The organism is Rhizobium sp. SVR5-2C (genome assembly GCF_056755115.1).
In genome coordinates, this window is record NZ_JBNDHT010000155.1 from 1 (window position 1) to 15021 (window position 15021).

Annotated in this window: 18 protein-coding genes; 10 read left to right on the forward strand and 8 right to left on the reverse strand. The window is 60.8% G+C overall.

What is annotated here, in order from left to right; all coding sequences use genetic code 11:
* On the forward strand, positions 1-374 hold a 374-nt coding region (locus ACPYOI_RS30180; RefSeq protein ID WP_481423765.1), incomplete at its 5' end, for a transposase family protein.
* Positions 375-435: 61 nt separating this feature from the next.
* Here the strand turns inward: ACPYOI_RS30180 and ACPYOI_RS30185 are convergent.
* From ACPYOI_RS30185 to cobT, 3 genes are all read right to left on the reverse strand, one after another.
* Positions 436-876 carry a hypothetical protein gene (locus ACPYOI_RS30185; protein ID WP_168831045.1) on the reverse strand — a complete coding sequence of 147 codons (441 nt, stop codon included), beginning with the start codon at positions 874-876 and terminating at the stop codon, positions 436-438.
* 143 nt (positions 877-1019) lie between these two features.
* A complete protein-coding gene (locus tag ACPYOI_RS30190) occupies positions 1020-1406 on the reverse strand; it encodes a diacylglycerol kinase (RefSeq protein WP_481414887.1) in 387 nt (128 codons plus the stop codon).
* A gap of 120 nt (positions 1407-1526) precedes the next feature.
* Positions 1527-2543, reverse strand: a complete 1017-nt coding sequence (gene cobT / locus ACPYOI_RS30195) for a nicotinate-nucleotide--dimethylbenzimidazole phosphoribosyltransferase (RefSeq protein ID WP_481414886.1) — start codon at positions 2541-2543, stop codon at positions 1527-1529.
* Between the two features lie 152 nt (positions 2544-2695).
* Here cobT and ACPYOI_RS30200 point away from each other — a divergent pair, with 152 nt between their 5' ends.
* The 5 genes from ACPYOI_RS30200 to ACPYOI_RS30220 all read left to right on the forward strand — a co-directional run bounded on the left by ACPYOI_RS30200 (position 2696) and on the right by ACPYOI_RS30220 (position 5248).
* A complete protein-coding gene (locus ACPYOI_RS30200) occupies positions 2696-3478 on the forward strand; it encodes an adenosylcobinamide-GDP ribazoletransferase (protein WP_481423766.1) in 783 nt (260 codons plus the stop codon).
* An 18-nt stretch (positions 3479-3496) separates the two neighbouring features.
* The gene (locus ACPYOI_RS30205; RefSeq protein WP_481414884.1) at positions 3497-3706 is read left to right on the forward strand and encodes a DUF1289 domain-containing protein; all 210 of its coding nucleotides are present in this window, start codon (positions 3497-3499) and stop codon (positions 3704-3706) included.
* On the forward strand, positions 3703-4404 hold the full coding sequence (locus tag ACPYOI_RS30210; protein WP_481414883.1) for a TIGR02281 family clan AA aspartic protease: 702 nt from the start codon (positions 3703-3705) through the stop codon (positions 4402-4404). Before ACPYOI_RS30205 ends, ACPYOI_RS30210 begins: the two co-directional genes overlap by 4 nt.
* Positions 4405-4485: 81 nt before the next feature.
* The gene (locus ACPYOI_RS30215) at positions 4486-4695 is read left to right on the forward strand and encodes a hypothetical protein (RefSeq protein ID WP_168831039.1); all 210 of its coding nucleotides are present in this window, start codon (positions 4486-4488) and stop codon (positions 4693-4695) included.
* A 169-nt stretch (positions 4696-4864) separates the two neighbouring features.
* The gene (locus ACPYOI_RS30220; protein WP_481414882.1) at positions 4865-5248 is read left to right on the forward strand and encodes a hypothetical protein; all 384 of its coding nucleotides are present in this window, start codon (positions 4865-4867) and stop codon (positions 5246-5248) included.
* A gap of 44 nt (positions 5249-5292) precedes the next feature.
* Here the strand turns inward: ACPYOI_RS30220 and ACPYOI_RS30225 are convergent, their stop codons facing one another.
* Positions 5293-6054 (reverse strand): ABC transporter permease, encoded by a 762-nt coding sequence (locus ACPYOI_RS30225; RefSeq protein WP_481414881.1) that lies wholly within the window; start codon positions 6052-6054, stop codon positions 5293-5295.
* Positions 6051-6977 carry an ABC transporter ATP-binding protein gene (locus tag ACPYOI_RS30230; RefSeq protein ID WP_481414880.1) on the reverse strand — a complete coding sequence of 309 codons (927 nt, stop codon included), beginning with the start codon at positions 6975-6977 and terminating at the stop codon, positions 6051-6053. The genes ACPYOI_RS30225 and ACPYOI_RS30230 overlap by 4 nt, the downstream gene beginning before the upstream one ends.
* A gap of 539 nt (positions 6978-7516) precedes the next feature.
* Here ACPYOI_RS30230 and ACPYOI_RS30235 point away from each other — a divergent pair.
* Positions 7517-8782 carry an adenylate/guanylate cyclase domain-containing protein gene (locus ACPYOI_RS30235; protein WP_481423767.1) on the forward strand — a complete coding sequence of 422 codons (1266 nt, stop codon included), beginning with the start codon at positions 7517-7519 and terminating at the stop codon, positions 8780-8782.
* Between the two features lie 162 nt (positions 8783-8944).
* Here the strand turns inward: ACPYOI_RS30235 and ACPYOI_RS30240 are convergent, their stop codons facing one another.
* A complete protein-coding gene (locus ACPYOI_RS30240) occupies positions 8945-9391 on the reverse strand; it encodes a DUF1801 domain-containing protein (protein WP_481414878.1) in 447 nt (148 codons plus the stop codon).
* 226 nt (positions 9392-9617) lie between these two features.
* Complete coding sequence (locus ACPYOI_RS30245) at positions 9618-11240, reverse strand: arylsulfatase (RefSeq protein WP_481423768.1); 1623 nt, start codon at positions 11238-11240, stop codon at positions 9618-9620.
* Positions 11241-11429: 189 nt separating this feature from the next.
* Here ACPYOI_RS30245 and ACPYOI_RS30250 point away from each other — a divergent pair, with 189 nt between their 5' ends.
* A complete protein-coding gene (locus ACPYOI_RS30250; protein ID WP_481423769.1) occupies positions 11430-12401 on the forward strand; it encodes an AraC family transcriptional regulator in 972 nt (323 codons plus the stop codon).
* An 80-nt stretch (positions 12402-12481) separates the two neighbouring features.
* On the forward strand, positions 12482-12946 hold the full coding sequence (locus tag ACPYOI_RS30255; protein WP_481414875.1) for a cupin domain-containing protein: 465 nt from the start codon (positions 12482-12484) through the stop codon (positions 12944-12946).
* 123 nt (positions 12947-13069) lie between these two features.
* On the opposite strand, the gene ACPYOI_RS30260 is transcribed toward ACPYOI_RS30255, so the two are convergent.
* On the reverse strand, positions 13070-13690 hold the full coding sequence (locus tag ACPYOI_RS30260) for a CGNR zinc finger domain-containing protein (protein ID WP_481414874.1): 621 nt from the start codon (positions 13688-13690) through the stop codon (positions 13070-13072).
* 202 nt (positions 13691-13892) lie between these two features.
* On the opposite strand from ACPYOI_RS30260, the gene ACPYOI_RS30265 reads away from it, so the two are divergent.
* Positions 13893-14867, forward strand: coding sequence for a zinc-binding alcohol dehydrogenase family protein (locus tag ACPYOI_RS30265; RefSeq protein WP_481414873.1), 975 nt, complete (start codon positions 13893-13895; stop codon positions 14865-14867).
* Positions 14868-15021 lie beyond the last annotated feature (154 nt).

Consider the following 15021-nt stretch of genomic DNA (forward strand, 5'->3'; position numbering starts at 1 on the left):
GCTGCAGAGCCTGCCCGCCGTCGAGGAAGCGCAAGCCGTCTCCCGCAAGCGGAAGAGCTTCGCCTAGGGTCCGGACCCATAAAGCGGATTCCGTTGGCGGCAGTTCCGGCGGGCGAACCACGAAGATCCACGCCCTGACCGACGGCCCGTGCCGCCCAATCGCTTTCCTTTTGGCCGATGGCGAGATCGCCGGTTGCACGGCTGGCGAGCTGCTTCTGGAGCAGATGCCCAAGAGCCCGATCCTGTATGCCATCCGCCACAAGGTCGAGGGCAAAGTGACGATGCCGAACATTCCGCCGAAAGCCACCCGGTACGATCGATCAGCGACGAACGTCCCTGCGGCCGTCTGCCTCGCCGCCTGTCACACCTACTGATTATCCGTCAGGGCACGAATTCACGTCAAACAGCCAGACGAGAGCAGCATTTCTTTCGTTCTCACTTGGAGGCCTCGACGGCGCCAAGTAGGTAGCCTCCGTCCCAGTGATAGATCTGCTTGTCGTCGACCGTCACCTTGACGACCGCCTGAAATCCGGCAAGCGCCCCGCTGCCTGCATGGAACGCACAGGTTCCCTGCATCGGGCTGGCGGTGTCATAGGTGACGCAGTACCCGACCGCCGTGTCTCCGTTTCCGACGGTAATGACCGCCGTGCTGCTGCCGAAAAGGGGACTGCCGGTCACCGGCCCATAGTAGAAGATCTTGGAGCCCGCCGGGATCGCCGCGAGGTTCGATTCCGTAATGGTGCAGAAGCTTGGGGTCTCGCCGGTGTACTGGCTGCATTCCTTGGAGATCTTGAGGGGTTGCATAGCCGGCGCAGCGGACGCTACGGATGCCAGTGCCAGGATGGCACCAGCCGACAGTATCAACAGTCTGCTCATTGCCTACTCCTTATGGTCGAATTAAAGTCCGAGATTCTACTCGTTATCTCCGCTCCGAGCAATTCGCGGTTTTGAATCTTCTGGGCTAGGGGTTGCCGTCCGCCTCAACCACCGCCGGCTTGCTATGAGCCCGGACCCTAGGGTCAGACGAATTCGAGCAGATGCCTGCCGATCGTGAAGAGCACGTATAGCCCGCAGACACCGATCATGCAGACCACGGCGAAGGAACCGAGATCCTTGGCGTGTTTGCCAACCATCGAGATTTCCGGCGAGATGCGGTCGATGACTTCCTCGATCGCCGTGTTCAGTGCCTCGACGGCAAAGAGCATCAGGAACAGCACGACGGCAATCATCATTTCCCAAAGAAAGGCACCGGCGGCCGCGAGCAGCACCAGCGAAACAACCGCGAACAGCAGCTCGTGCCGGAAGGCCGATTCCTTGAGCAGGCGCTGAAAGCCTGCCCAGGAATACCCAGCGGCAGCAAAGAAATGGCTGACACCGGTCAGCTTGCCTACGGCAGGTTTTGTCAAGGCGCCCTCGTCTTGCGGTCTAGGCGGCCGTAGCCGCCATCCATGAGTAAAAATGCGAATACCGGTTCCCGGTTCCGCCCGCAAGCACCTGTCGCAAAACCCGCACCAATACTGAAATGCTCAGTGTTTGTTGGTGACGCCAGCCTGGGCGAATGTCGCCATTCCGGAATGGCAGGCCGCAGCCGCCTTGACGATGCCGGCCGCAAGTGCCGCCCCCGTGCCTTCGCCAAGCCGCATGCCAAGCGCTAGAAGCGGCGTCTTGCCGAGCATCTCGATCGCCCTGAGATGCCCCGGCTCGCCGGAGACGTGGCCGATCAGGCAGTGGTCGAGCGCCGAAGGATTGGCTGCTTGCAGGATCGCGCCTGCCGCCGTCGCCACGTAGCCATCGATCAAGACCGGGATCTTCTCGACGCGCGCGGCAAGGATGGCGCCTGCCATCGCGGCAATCTCACGGCCGCCGAGGCGGCGCATGATTTCCAGCGGATCGTTCAGATGATCGCGGTGCAGCTCCACGGCGCGCTCGACAGCAGCCACCTTGCGTTCCAGCATCGCGCCCTCCGAACCGGTTCCGGGGCCAACCCAGTCGCGTGCCGAGCCGCCGTAGAGCGCATAATTGATCGCCGCCGCGATCGTCGTGTTGCCGATGCCCATCTCACCGATGCAGAGCAGGTCCGTACCGCCGGCAATCGCCTCCATGCCGAAGGCCATGGTCGCCGCGCAGTCGCGCTCGGAAAGCGCTGCTTCTTCCGTGATATCGCCTGTCGGATAGTCGAGCGCCAGGTCGAAGACCTTCAGGCCGAGATCGTAGGCGACGCAGATCTGGTTGATCGCTGCGCCACCGGCGGCAAAGTTCTCCACCATCTGCTGGGTCACCGCTGGCGGGAAAGGCGTAATTCCCTGTCTCGTTACACCGTGATTGCCGGCGAAGATCGCGACCAGCGGCCGGTTGACGGCCGGCGCCCTGCCCGTCCAGGCCGCCAGCCAGAAGGCGATTTCCTCGAGGCGCCCAAGCGCGCCCGGCGGCTTGGTCAGCTGCGCGTCACGCTCGCGTGCGGCCACCAGCGCCCGGGCATCCGGCCCCGGCAGATCGCGCAGCAGCGCACGGAAATCGTCGAACGGCAGGCCTGAAACGCTCATGGATGCAGATTCCTTGTATTCCTGGAACATTGATGCAAGCCAACTTGTCATTTTCCGGCAAATCGGCTTCTTTCTTGGCGAGTCTATTAACGGCAGCCGTTAGGCCTCACAACATCAAAAGCGCCGCACCTTCCATGCGCGAAGCGGGGGACATGAACATTAAGGCCTATGCGCTCGACACCGTCCGAGCCGTCGCTTTCCTGAGCCGTTTTCCCGTGCCGCAATGGCTTTTTTCCGGCGACGTCGCAAAGTTGAGCCGCACGGTGCGTGCCTTCCCGCTGGCAGGGATCCTGATCGGGCTCATCCCGGCCGCCGTATTCCTCATCCTCCTTGGCCTGCGCGCCGACCGTCTGATGGCAGCGCTTGTGGCGCTCGCCGTCCAGATCATCGTCACCGGAGCCCTGCACGAAGATGGGCTCTCCGATACCGTCGACGGCATCGGCGGCGGCCGCGACCGCGACCATGCGCTTGCGATCATGAAGGACAGCCGCACCGGCAGCTATGGCGCGATCGCGCTCGTTCTCTCGATCGCGCTTCGAGCTTCCGCACTTGCCGCCATTGCCCGCGAAGTTCCGCCGCTTGCCGCCGTCTTCGCGATTCCCGCGGCAGCTTGTCTCAGCCGCGCCGCCCTTGTCTGGCACTGGCACCGCCTTCCACCCGCAAAGCAGGATGGGCTCGCCGCCTCGTACGGTCGGCCCGACGAAGGTGCGATGCACCTCGCCCTCGTCACCGGCTGCCTTTTTTCCGCCCTTCTCGTCTGGCCGGTATTCGGTCTGCTGGCGTTCGTTTGCAGCCTGCTCGCAACCGGCATCGCCGTGCTCGCATTCACGCTCTATATCCGCCGCAAGCTTGCCGGCCATACCGGAGACACGCTCGGCGCCGCCCAGCAGATTTCCGAAATCGCGGCGCTCTGCGCCCTTGCCACCGCCTTGTGAAATCACGATATTTTGCCCATGCAAACACCCTGCATCCATGTATGCTCGCTCGATCCCGCAACCGGCTTTTGCATCGGCTGCGGCCGCACCCTTGGCGAGATTGGCAACTGGATGTCCTATTCCGATAGCGAGAGGCAGCAGATCATGGCCATGCTGAACGCGCGTCTGTCTGCCCAGCCCGCCATATTGGCCGGCGAGACGAGCGCAGTGCCGGAGCATCGCTCATGAACCGGCTTGCCATTTTTCTGCTTATCCTCGCCGTCGGGCTTGCCGTGCTCGTCTACAATCATGACAGCGGACGGGTGCTCGGCATGAACACCAACGATTTCGGCCGCATGATCTATCTCCTGCCGATCGCGCTGATGCTGTCGGCCGGCGTCTGGGCGAGCCGCCGCAGTGCGGGCGAAACTATCCGCAACCTGATGATCTGGCTGGTGATCATCCTGGCGCTTGCGACCGTCTACCTCTACCGCCAAGACCTGCTCGGCGTCGGAAACCGCCTGCTCGCCGGTCTCGTGCCCGGCCATGCCGTCGTCGTCACCACCAGCGAAGGCGGCAGCGAGATCATCCTGCACAAGCTGCTGAACGGCCATTTCGAGGCCGACGTCTCGGTCAACGGCCAGACCATCCCGATGCTCGTCGATACAGGCGCCAGCATGGTGGCATTGTCGCGCGCAGACGCCGAACGCATCGGCATCATCCCCGAAAATCTCAACTACTCGATGACGGTCATGACTGCCAACGGCCGCGCCCGCGCAGCACCCGTGACGCTCGACCGCGTCGCCATAGGCCCGATCGTCCGCACCGACGTCGCCGCCAGCGTCGCCGAAGACGACATGCTCGAGCAGAGCCTGCTCGGCATGAGCTTCCTCGAAACACTCGGTTCGCTGCAGATTCAGACGGACGAACTCAGGATGCGCGACTAAGAGCGGAACGCAGCTCGATATTCTTCAATCCATGGAACTTTGCTTCGGGCAGCCGGGTTGAAGGATTGAAAGGAGCTGCGCATGGAAAATCTCTCAAAACAACTCGCGGAAGAATATATGCGCCTGGGGGGCCACCGCCGCGCGGTGATCGACGATAACCTCGTGTCCACCCGCTGCTGGGAGCAGGATACGCCCGAGGCCGCACAATTCTGGACGGACCGCATCGACACCCTGGAGCCCGCTCGGCGCCGGCAGGTCGTATGCTTCCTTCCGACGATCAACCGGATCTGATCCGCGCCAAAAAACCTATTCTGAAAGGAGCCGGTCATGTCGGACAGCGTCAAGACGGGCGGTGGCGAGCGCCTGCCCGCAGAGGTTGAGGGCGTTTCAACTATTTCGATTGCAATGGATTTATTACACCTATAAGAGTATTTACCGCCTTTATTCGTGAGGAAAGAGTATGAATTTCAGACTGAGTTATTTCATTGTCGCCTTTGGGATTTTCAGTTTCGCAGTCGCTACGAGCGCAAATGCCGAGTCATATTCGAACCTGCTGAAGCAGGGCTACACAGTCGGCAAACTAGCACCAGCCAAATCCGGCGTTCTCGGCTGGGCCGTTTCGAAGGGAGGGGTGAAGTACTTCTGCCGCATGAATGCGAGCGTTGCCTACGCCAACAAGAAGGAAATGGTCAGCTTCACAACGAGCGGTCGCATGATCACATTGAACCGCGCCGTCTTTCAGGCCTCGATCGGAGGGCCGGATCCGTCGATCCCGCAGCTGTCTGATCTCAAGGCCGGCCGTGTAAGGCCGACAGATGTCGGCCCCTGCAGTGCGCTCAGATAATCGACGCCGTTCTGCGGAGCCACACAGATCGAGGTTGTCTCCCGTTAATTCCTCAGCCGGTACCCCGTCTTGAAAATCCACGCCAGCGTTCCGAGGCAAAGCGCGAGGAAGATGGCGATCATCGAGAGACTGGCAAGCGGGTTCACATCCGCGATGCCAAAGAAACTCCATCGGAAGCCGCTGACCAGATAAAGCACCGGGTTGAAATGGCTGACCGCCTGCCAGAAGGGCGGCAGCATGTTGATCGAATAGAAGCTCCCGCCGAGAAAGGTGAGTGGTGGCACGACCAGCATCGGGATGAGGTTCAGCTGCTCGAAATTGCCCGCCCATATGCCGATCATGAAGCCGAACAGACTGAAGGTGATCGCCGTCAGCAGGAAGAACAGGATCATCATGAACGGATGCTCGATCCTGACGTCCACGAAGATGTTGGCCGTCAGCAGGATGATGACGCCGATCAGCAGCCCCTTGGTCGTCGCCGCCCCGACATATCCGAGCAGAATCTCCGTCATGGCGACCGGCGCCGAGAGCACCTCGTAGATCGTGCCCGTGAATTTCGGAAAATAGATGCCGAAGGAGCCGTTGCTGATGCATTGCCCGAGCAGCGTCAGCATGATCAAACCCGGCGTGATGAAGGCGCCATAGGAAACGCCCTCCACCTCCTGGATGCGCGAGCCGATCGCGGCCCCGAAGACGATGAAATAGAGCGAGGTCGAGATCACAGGTGAAACCACGCTCTGCAGTAACGTGCGGCGCGTGCGTGCCATCTCGAAGAAATAGATGGACTTGACGGCTTCGAAGTTCATTTCGCGCCTCCCACCAGCGCTACGAAGATATCCTCAAGCGAACTCTGCCGCGTCGAGAGATCCTTGAAGTGGATGTCCTGCGCCGCAAGGCGAGTGAGCAGTGCGGCGATGCTCTCCTGCTCGTTGTGCGCGTCGTAATCATAGATCAGCCGGCTGCCGTCCGGCTCCAGTGACAGTCCGTTTCCGGAGAAACAGTCCGGCAGCTTGTCCAGCGGTTCGGCAAGCTCGAGGATCAGCTGCTTGCGGCCGAGCTTCGTCATCAGCGCGGTCTTGTCTTCGACCAGAAGCAGCTTGCCGCCGTTGATGACGCCGACGCGGTCGGCGATCTCCTCGGCCTCTTCGATGTAGTGCGTCGTCAGGATGATGGTGACGCCGGATTCCCGCAGCTTCTCGACGACGCGCCACATGTCTTTTCGCAGCGTCACGTCAACGCCCGCGGTCGGCTCGTCAAGGAACAGGATCTCGGGCTCGTGGCTGAGCGCCTTGGCGATCAGCACACGACGCTTCATGCCGCCGGAGAGCTCCCGCAGCATATTGTCCTTCTTGCTCCAGAGCGAAAGCTCGCGCAGCACCTTTTCGATATGCGCCGGGTCCGGCTTCTTGCCGTGCAGCCCGCGGGAGAAGCTTACGGTGTTCCACACCGTCTCGAACTGGTCCGTCGTCAACTCCTGCGGCACCAGACCGATCATCGTTCGCGTTGCGCGGAAATCCTTGACGACATTGTGTCCCGCGACCAGCACTTCGCCGCCGCTCGGATTGACGATGCCGCAGATGATCGAGATCATCGTCGTCTTGCCCGCGCCGTTCGGGCCAAGCAGTGCCAGGATCTCGCCCTTTTTGACATCGAGATCGATGCCCTTCAGCGCTTCGAATCCATTGGCGTAGCGTTTTGTGAGATTTCGGATGGAAATGATGGGAGCCATTGCTGAATTCTTGAGTATTTCCTCGTTTTTCGCCCGCTATATAGCCCCTCTGCGACACTTTTGACATCCCACCGAGGATGAACAGACTATTCACGGAAAGAAGAGTGTCGGCTACACGCAAGTCGCAAAGAAAAATCCACCTGAGGTTCCATTTGTCATCAAGCGGTGATTTTCGTCGCGTACAAAAACGACCGAGGCAAGCAACGGTTTCCGCGCCGCCGCCCTTCTCTTTGCGGAACCGCCCAAAGGCGCTCGTTACGCCTGTTTCTGCTGTCTCGGCATTTGGTAATCAGTCACTGCCAGTCACAAAGTTCTCCAGTTCCGGCCTCGCGTTTCCCCTGCCCGGCCGGTCAGCTTTCGAGCCGGCCCTGAGCCGGCTTTCTTTTTTTCGGGCAACAGTCGGCCCGAACCGCTCGCTTGGATGCCCGCCGGCGTCATTGCTTAAGTGACATAGCTGGAGTAGATTTTCGCTTGGTAGCCGCCCGGCCTCACCTCGACGGTTTGGCCATTTTTGCCTTCGCACAACGGAGGGCGCAGGCATGGATTTCCCCTTACCTGAGAACGAGGCTGAACGCTTGGCCGCAGTACGGGCATATGGCGTTTACGGTACCGACCCCGAAGCCGGATTCGATGACCTCACCGATCTCGCCGCCCTGATTGCCGGTGCTCCGATCGCGATGGTCAACATCGTCGGCGACACCAAGATATGGATCAAATCCCGTCACGGCGTTCCTTCCGACCTCGAAGAAGTCCCTCGCGGCGGTGTCTGCTGCTCCTACGCGCTCTGCCGCAGCGACATGTTGGTTGTCCCCGACACGCACGCCGACGACCGCTTCAAGACGCTTCCTTTCATCGCGACGGAACCCTTCATCCGCTTCTATGCAGGCATGCCGCTGATAGATTCAGGCGGTCATGCTCTGGGCACGCTCTGCATCCTCGACCTCGCCCCGCGCGAGCTTGCCTTCGAGACTGCCGAAGGCATCCGACGCCTCGCGCGCCAAACCATCGCCCAGCTCGAACTGCGCCTGAAGCTCGCCGAGGTTCAGCGCTCGCAGCAGGCATTGGCCGCGGAGAAGCAGCGCTCGGACAGCCTGCTTCTCAACATCCTTCCACTCAAGATAGCCGCGGAATTGACTGAAAAGGGCTCGGTCGAGCCCCGCCACCATCCCTCCGCGACGATCCTCTTCACCGATTTCGTCGACTTCACCAAATCCGCCGTCGAACTCTCCCCTCGGGAGTTGATCGATGACCTCGACATGTACTTCTCCGAGTTCGACAGCATCGTCGCGCGGCATGGGCTGGAGAAGCTCAAGACCATCGGAGATTCCTACATGTGTGCCGGCGGTCTGATGCAGGGCCGCAAGGACCACGCTGTCCGCTGCTGCCTTGCGGCTCTCGATATCAGGCGCTTTGTCGTGTCGTCGAACCACCGCTGGGCCGCGATCGGGCAGCGGCCATGGCACCTGCGCATCGGCCTGCATACCGGCAGTGTGATGTCCGGCGTCGTCGGCCGGAAGAAGTTCACCTATGATGTCTGGGGCGACGCAGTGAATATCGCGGCTCGTATGGAGAGCACGGACGAAGCCGACCAGGTGAACATCTCCGAGGGCACCTATCAACACGTAAAGTCATACTTCGACTGCACCCCGCGAGGTGCCCTTGAGGTGAAAAACAAGGGCAAGATGACGATGTACTTCCTCGAACGGCTGAAACCGGAATATGCAGCCGATGCTGCGGGCGTGGAGGCGAACGAGCATCTGAGGAAAACTCTCGCCGGTACGTCGGTCACCTGGTCCTTGCACTGACCGACCGCGCTCCGGACCACGCGGCGCTGCCAGTCACGAAGTTCTCCTGTTCCGGCCTCGCGTTCCTGCCCTGGCAGTCAGCATCGAGCCGGCCGGAACCGGCTTTCCTTTTCCCGCGAGAGTCCCTTACTGCAGCTTCCGGTCCACCGCAGTCGACGCGCCTCAAGCGCTTTTAGGGCTCTTCCGGGAGCGCGCCGACATGTTCAGTGCCACGGCGGCGCGAATGAGCGCCTTCAGCGCCTCTTCATCGATCTGCTCGCCCTCATGGAAATCGATGGCACGTCTGGTGTTGCCTTCGAGGCTGGAGTTGAAGAGGCTAGAAGGATCTTCCAGCGAGGCGCCCTTGGCGAAGGTCAGCTTGACGGCATTCTTGTAGGTTTCCCCGGTGCAGATGATCCCGCCATGCTCCCACACGGGAATCCCCAACATGTTTGAGGGCTTTCTCCATTTCACCTCCTCGACCACGTCGGGATCGGCCTGCTTTATGAGAGTTCGGATCCGGGCCAGCATCTCACCCCGCCAGTCGCCCAGCGCCTTGATCCGCGCATCGATCAGTTGAGAGGCTTCCTCTTTCCCCTCCGGGGCAGCGGCAATGTCAGTCTTGGGCATGGCGGTTTCCTCGACAATACGCGATCTTGCTTTCGGGCTTTGGTCTTCTGCCATCTAGCACGATTTCACGCAGGCGTAACGCAGGCATGACGGCGTGCGGCGCCTGCGGACGTGTGACCGGTTGCTGATTGCCTTCGTTCGAGCTTGTCGCTCTACCACTTTGCCGAAGAGATTAAATCGCGTCCCGATCGGGGTCGGGACGCGATACGCCTTGGCGCTTGTAGATCTAGTTCCCGCCGCCCGGCGAATTCTGAATATTTTCCATCACTTGGTCGATCGAGAAGCTTCCCGGCTTTTGACGCGGAGGGAACTCCTTGAAGGTCTCGAGGAACCTGGCGACATAGGCTTGTGCCGGCACCATGACGAACAGGTGTTCGACGCGCCAGCGCTCATAGTCCATGCCTTCATGGTCCGCTGTTTCGAATGGATCAGAGCGCAGGTTGAACAGCTTCGGAAGACGCAGCGGCACGAACGGCTCCTGCCAGACATCAAGCCCCTCGGCGCGTTGCTCGGCAAAGACGATCTTCCACTGTTCGTAGCGCAAACCAACGAGCGATCCGTCGTCCACGAAATAGATGAACTCCTTGCGAGGATCGGCGCCGTCTCCCGCGAGGTACCGGGTGATATCGTAGCCGTCGAGATGCACCTTGAAGGTCTTGGAGCCAACGGGATAGCCGGCAAGCAGTTTGTCCTTGATATTCGGTTCGCCCGCCGCAGCCAGAAGGGTCGGAATCCAGTCTTCATGAGCGACGATGTCGTTGTAGACCGTGCCCGGTGCGATGGTGCCGGGCCAGCGAACGGCGCAGGGAACACGGAAGCCCCCCTCCCAGTTCGTATTCTTTTCACCGCGGAATGGTGACTGGCCGCCGTCCGGCCATGTGAACTTCTCCGCACCGTTGTCCGTCGAATACATGACGATCGTGTTTTCGGCGAGGCCCAGATCGTCCAGAGCCTTGAGCATCTGGCCGACCATCTGGTCGTGTTCGACCATGCCGTCCGGATATATCCCGAGCCCCGTCTTTCCCTGACTTTCTTCCTTGAGCCGTGTCCAGATGTGCATTCGCGTCGAGTTCCACCACAGGAAGAATGGCTTGTCCTGTTCCTTGGCGCGCTTCAGGAAATCGATCGCGGCATCGGTGACCTCCTGATCGATCGTCTCCATGCGCTTCTTCGTGAGTGGTCCGGTATTCACAATTCGTCCGTCCGCAAAGGAATGCAGAACGCCGCGGGGGCCGAACTTTTCCCTGAATGCCGGATCTTTCGGATAGTCGGGATGCTCCGGCTCGTCCTCGGCGTTGAGGTGATAGAGCGAGCCGAAGAACTCGTCGAAGCCGTGGGCCGTCGGCAGATGCTCGTCGCGGTCGCCGAGATGGTTCTTGCCGAACTGCCCGGTCATGTAGCCATAGGGCTTGAGCAGGTCCGCAAGGGTCGGGTCTTCCGCCTGCATTCCTTCCTTCGCCCCCGGCAAACCGACCTTCAGCATTCCGGTGCGGTAAGGCGTTTGTCCGGTGATGAAGGCTGCGCGCCCGGCCGTACAACTTTGCTGGCCGTAGTAGTCGGTGAACATCCCGCCTTCCTTGGCGATGCGATCAATGTTGGGTGTCTTGTAGCCCATCATGCCCTGGTTGTAGGTGCTGATGTTCCAGTAGCCTATGTCGTCTCCCCACAGGATGAGAATGTTCGGGGGCTTTGTTGCGGCTTGTGCCTTCGCCGGCCGTGTCGTGACCGGCAGTGATATTGCGGCTGCAGCAAGGGCGGTGCCCCCAAGCAGCAACAGGTTCCGGCGGCTCATTCCCGTGCGATCTTGATTGCCATTGACGGCTTGAGCCTTAGTGATGTCCTTGCTCATGTCCTTCCTCCCTGGCAGTGTTCCTATCCGCATTGACCCTTCGTGAACGGGTACGAACGGCCCTAGGACACGCGGAAGTATCTCATGATCGGGGGTTTGCGCCTACTTGATTCCTGCAATGATCGGCCTCAGACTGCCACCACCACGTGCGAGAAACCCCGGATCGGGCCGTGGAACGGGAATCAGGTTATGGACGCCGTCAGGTCCCATCCCCTCGGTCGCTTCAACCAATTGGCAACATCCGATCCGGATGAGCTCCTGACCCGCATTTCGGGTCTGTTCTCGGTTCGATCGATTGACTTCCCGCGGGACGAAGACCTGTTCGATGCCAGGCTCAACCACTGTCAAATCGAAGAGGTCGGATTGACCTATGCCCGTTATGGCGCGGCCATGAATGTGCTGGTCGAGCAGTCCGGGTACTTTCTGCAGGGCTTTCCCTTACGCGGCAGCGGCGACGCGATCATCGACAGAGCATCGGGCACTTTGTCCCGCAACAGGGGAATTGTCGGCGGACCCGGCGCGCGACTCAATCTGCGGTATTCGTCCGATTTCGAGCATCTCATCATACGGATCAGGCCCGAGGGTTTGGTACGGAAGCTCTCCAGCCTTATCGGCGGACCTGTCGATCCGCCGCTGAGCGTGATCGCGGACGATGCCCAACTCAGGTTGATAGAGTTCGTCGTCGGAGAGTTGAGCCGGACCGGCAACCCGATGCCGCCGCTTCTCATTGCTGAAATGGAGCAGGCAATCATGGTTGCGTATCTGCACCATGCGCAGCACAACTATAGCCACAGGCTTGAAAACGGCTCGCCCGAGGCCGGTCCATGGCAGGTTCGGCGCGCGGAAGAATACATCCGTGACAACTGGAACAAGCCTGTCACTATCGAAGCGCTGGTGGCGGTCGCCAACACCAGCGCCAGGACCCTGTTCCATTCCTTCAGGCGAGCACGCGGCCTTTCGCCGATGGCCTTTGCACGTCGTGTTCGGCTGGCCGAAGCCCGCTCCATGCTCGTTGCGCCGCTGCCTGGGACAACCGTCACGTCTGTCGCCTTCGATTGTGGCTTCGTCAATTTGGGCGCTTTCGCGCGCTACTATCAGGCCAGCTATGGCGAACTGCCGTCGCAGACGTTGCGCGCGGCTCTCGGCAATTTCGCATCTTGATGGGTGACGGGAACCAGTCCCCGGAAGCACCGAGCCGACTTTAGGTCGAGCAAAACCCCATTCGAACAAGGATGACTGCTATGAGCAGCATGGAAGCGAAAGAGTTTGTTCTGGCCGGCGTGGTTATGAAGCGTCTGCTGTCCGGCAAGCAGACCTACGGTCAGTTCTGCCTCTTCGAAAACATCAGCGGCGGAAACACCGAGACGCCGATCCACGTTCACGCCGAGGACGATGAAACCATTTACGTCCTCGAGGGAGAACTGACCGCTGTGGTCAACGGAGAGGCGCACCAGTTGACCGCTGGTCAAAGCATCTTTCTCAAGCGAGGGCTGCCGCATCAACTGGTGAATATGAGCGGCCAGCCGGCACGCTATATCCTGATTGATACACCAGCCCTCTTCGACAAGTTCCTGGAGGAGGCCGGCCGAGAATTCCGGCAAGGCGAAGTGATCGGGCCACCGACGCACGAGGAGGTTGACCGCCTCAGGACGGTTTCTCCAAAATACGGCATCACCTTGCTGCACGACTGGCCCGCTGAGAATTGATTGTCGCGACCGGCGGCATGTCCGATCCTGGCACGGCTCCCTGCCTTAAGCAGCCGCAGATGGTCTGGTGTTCAGCAGGTGTAGGGGTGGAGCTCCCAAACTCGCGCAGCTTGCCGCCGCGCTTTACGCCTGTCTGAGGCGATGCCGATGCGCCGCCTGTTTGGCGCGGTTGCCGCACATGGCCATGCTGCACCAGCGCCTGCGGTGCCCGCGCGTATGGTCGGCAAAGAGCAAGGTGCAGGTTGGACCCTCGCAGGCTTTCACGTCCGCGAAATCCTCGGTGCAGACGAAGCGTCCAAGCGCTTCGCCGATGGGCAAAAGCAGCGCCTCCGGCGAGCGCCATTTGCGCATTGCCTGAAACTCGAGCCCCTTGCCCCCATCCGCCTGTTGCGCAACGATCCGGCTGAAGCCTTCGTCGCGCTCCAGCAGGCGGTTCAGCGGTCCCAATTCGTCCAGCACACCGGCTGTCAGCGGTCGGCCCTTATGCTTGCGCACGAAAGCCCGGAACCATTCGCGCAGGTTCCTCGCCTGGTCGGCGACCTTGTCGAGTTCGCCGGGTAGCGCCTCGGCCCGCATCGCCTCCAGCGTCTCGCGCGGCACCAGCCCGGCCTGCTCCAGCCAGCCCAGTAGCCCCTCGCCGTCCTCGATCCAGTCGACCGGCGTGTCGACGGGTGTTGCCACCGAATTCAAAAAATCCAGTCCCAGCGCATCGCCGACGAAAATGGCGGGAGAGCGGTTGTCCATCATAACTCCTGTTCCGGGCGCGCCTGGCACTCACTGCAGGCGGCCTCTCGAAAATATAAATTTCATATAACCGCTCCAATGACGGTTGACAAGTTACGCTGCATCGTCGTAACCATTGTAAATCATTCAGATAGGTTACTTCACGCAACACGCATCCGCCGCAGCGAGCAGGCGGCTGCCGATCCAGATGGGAGAATTGACAATGCGTGCGATCGTTCTTGAGAAATTCGGCGGACTGGACAGCCTGGTCTACAAGGATATTTCGGAGCCGGAACCGAAGGCCGGTCACGTCGTCATCGAGATCAGGGCCTTCGGGCTCAACCATGCCGAGATGCATATGCGCCGCGGCGAATGGGCCGAAGCGGCACCGGTCAGCGGCATCGAATGCGTGGGCATCGTGAAATCCTGCCCCGGCGGCGAGTTCCCGGTCGGCGCCAAGGTGGCGGCGCTGATGGGTGGCCTCGGCCGCACCATCAACGGCAGCTATGCAGAATATACCCGCGCCCCGGTCTCCAACGTCGCCCTGATCGAGGCAAACCTGCCCTGGGCCGAACTCGCGGCCATTCCCGAAACCTACGCGACCGCCTGGACCTGCCTGTTCCGCAATCTGCAGATCGAGAAGGAGCAGTTGCTGGTCATCCGCGGTGCGACCTCCTCCTTTGGCCAGGCGGCGCTCAAGATGGCGGTCAACGCCGGCGTTCGGGTGATCGCCACGACGCGCAATCGCGACCGCTTTGCCCTGCTTGAGAAGCTGGGCGCCGAGCGCTGTGAGATCGAGCGCCCCGACCTGTCGAAACATATCGCCGAAGCGAAGGCGATCGATGCGGTGCTCGATCTAGTGGGTAATAGCGTGGTATTGGATTCCCTGGCCATGCTCCGCCGCGGGGGTCGTTCCTGCCTCGCCGGATGGCTCGGCGGGCTTGATCCGATCCCCGATTTCAACCCGCTGCTGCAGATGCCAAGCGGCGTCTATCTGACATTCTTCGGCAGCTTCGTGTTCGGCACGCCTGGCTTCCCGCTCTCGGACGTGCCCCTTCAGCAGATCGCCGCCGAGGTTGCGGCTGGCCGGCTCGATGTGAAACCGGCGAGAATTTTCCGCTTCGAAGAAATTCGCGAGGCGCACCGCGTCATGGAGGCCAATGAAGCCGGCGGAAAGATCGTCGTGGTGCACGCCTGACCAAGCAGAGAGATGAACCAATCACTGTAACCATGCAAACCCAATGTGACGGGTTAAGAAAGGACTAAGACCATGACCAGCATCAGTTACCGCACCGCCACTGTCGACGGCACGAAAGTCTTCTATCGCGAGGCCGGTTCGCTCGGTGCTGCCA

Bases quoted from the DNA above. Each gene is read 5' to 3' on its own strand.
- ACPYOI_RS30265 (WP_481414873.1), top strand. From the start codon at position 13,893: ATGCGTGCGATCGTTCTTGAGAAATTCGGCGGACTGGACAGCCTGGTC.
- ACPYOI_RS30245 (WP_481423768.1), bottom strand. From the start codon at position 11,240: ATGAGCAAGGACATCACTAAGGCTCAAGCCGTCAATGGCAATCAAGAT.
- ACPYOI_RS30210 (WP_481414883.1), top strand. From the start codon at position 3,703: ATGAACCGGCTTGCCATTTTTCTGCTTATCCTCGCCGTCGGGCTTGCC.
- ACPYOI_RS30230 (WP_481414880.1), bottom strand. From the start codon at position 6,977: ATGGCTCCCATCATTTCCATCCGAAATCTCACAAAACGCTACGCCAAT.
- ACPYOI_RS30260 (WP_481414874.1), bottom strand. From the start codon at position 13,690: ATGGACAACCGCTCTCCCGCCATTTTCGTCGGCGATGCGCTGGGACTG.
- cobT (WP_481414886.1), bottom strand. From the start codon at position 2,543: ATGAGCGTTTCAGGCCTGCCGTTCGACGATTTCCGTGCGCTGCTGCGC.
- ACPYOI_RS30255 (WP_481414875.1), top strand. From the start codon at position 12,482: ATGAGCAGCATGGAAGCGAAAGAGTTTGTTCTGGCCGGCGTGGTTATG.
- ACPYOI_RS30200 (WP_481423766.1), top strand. From the start codon at position 2,696: ATGAACATTAAGGCCTATGCGCTCGACACCGTCCGAGCCGTCGCTTTC.
- ACPYOI_RS30205 (WP_481414884.1), top strand. From the start codon at position 3,497: ATGCAAACACCCTGCATCCATGTATGCTCGCTCGATCCCGCAACCGGC.
- ACPYOI_RS30235 (WP_481423767.1), top strand. From the start codon at position 7,517: ATGGATTTCCCCTTACCTGAGAACGAGGCTGAACGCTTGGCCGCAGTA.
- ACPYOI_RS30185 (WP_168831045.1), bottom strand. From the start codon at position 876: ATGAGCAGACTGTTGATACTGTCGGCTGGTGCCATCCTGGCACTGGCA.
- ACPYOI_RS30215 (WP_168831039.1), top strand. From the start codon at position 4,486: ATGGAAAATCTCTCAAAACAACTCGCGGAAGAATATATGCGCCTGGGG.
- ACPYOI_RS30240 (WP_481414878.1), bottom strand. From the start codon at position 9,391: ATGCCCAAGACTGACATTGCCGCTGCCCCGGAGGGGAAAGAGGAAGCC.
- ACPYOI_RS30250 (WP_481423769.1), top strand. From the start codon at position 11,430: ATGGACGCCGTCAGGTCCCATCCCCTCGGTCGCTTCAACCAATTGGCA.
- ACPYOI_RS30220 (WP_481414882.1), top strand. From the start codon at position 4,865: ATGAATTTCAGACTGAGTTATTTCATTGTCGCCTTTGGGATTTTCAGT.
- ACPYOI_RS30225 (WP_481414881.1), bottom strand. From the start codon at position 6,054: ATGAACTTCGAAGCCGTCAAGTCCATCTATTTCTTCGAGATGGCACGC.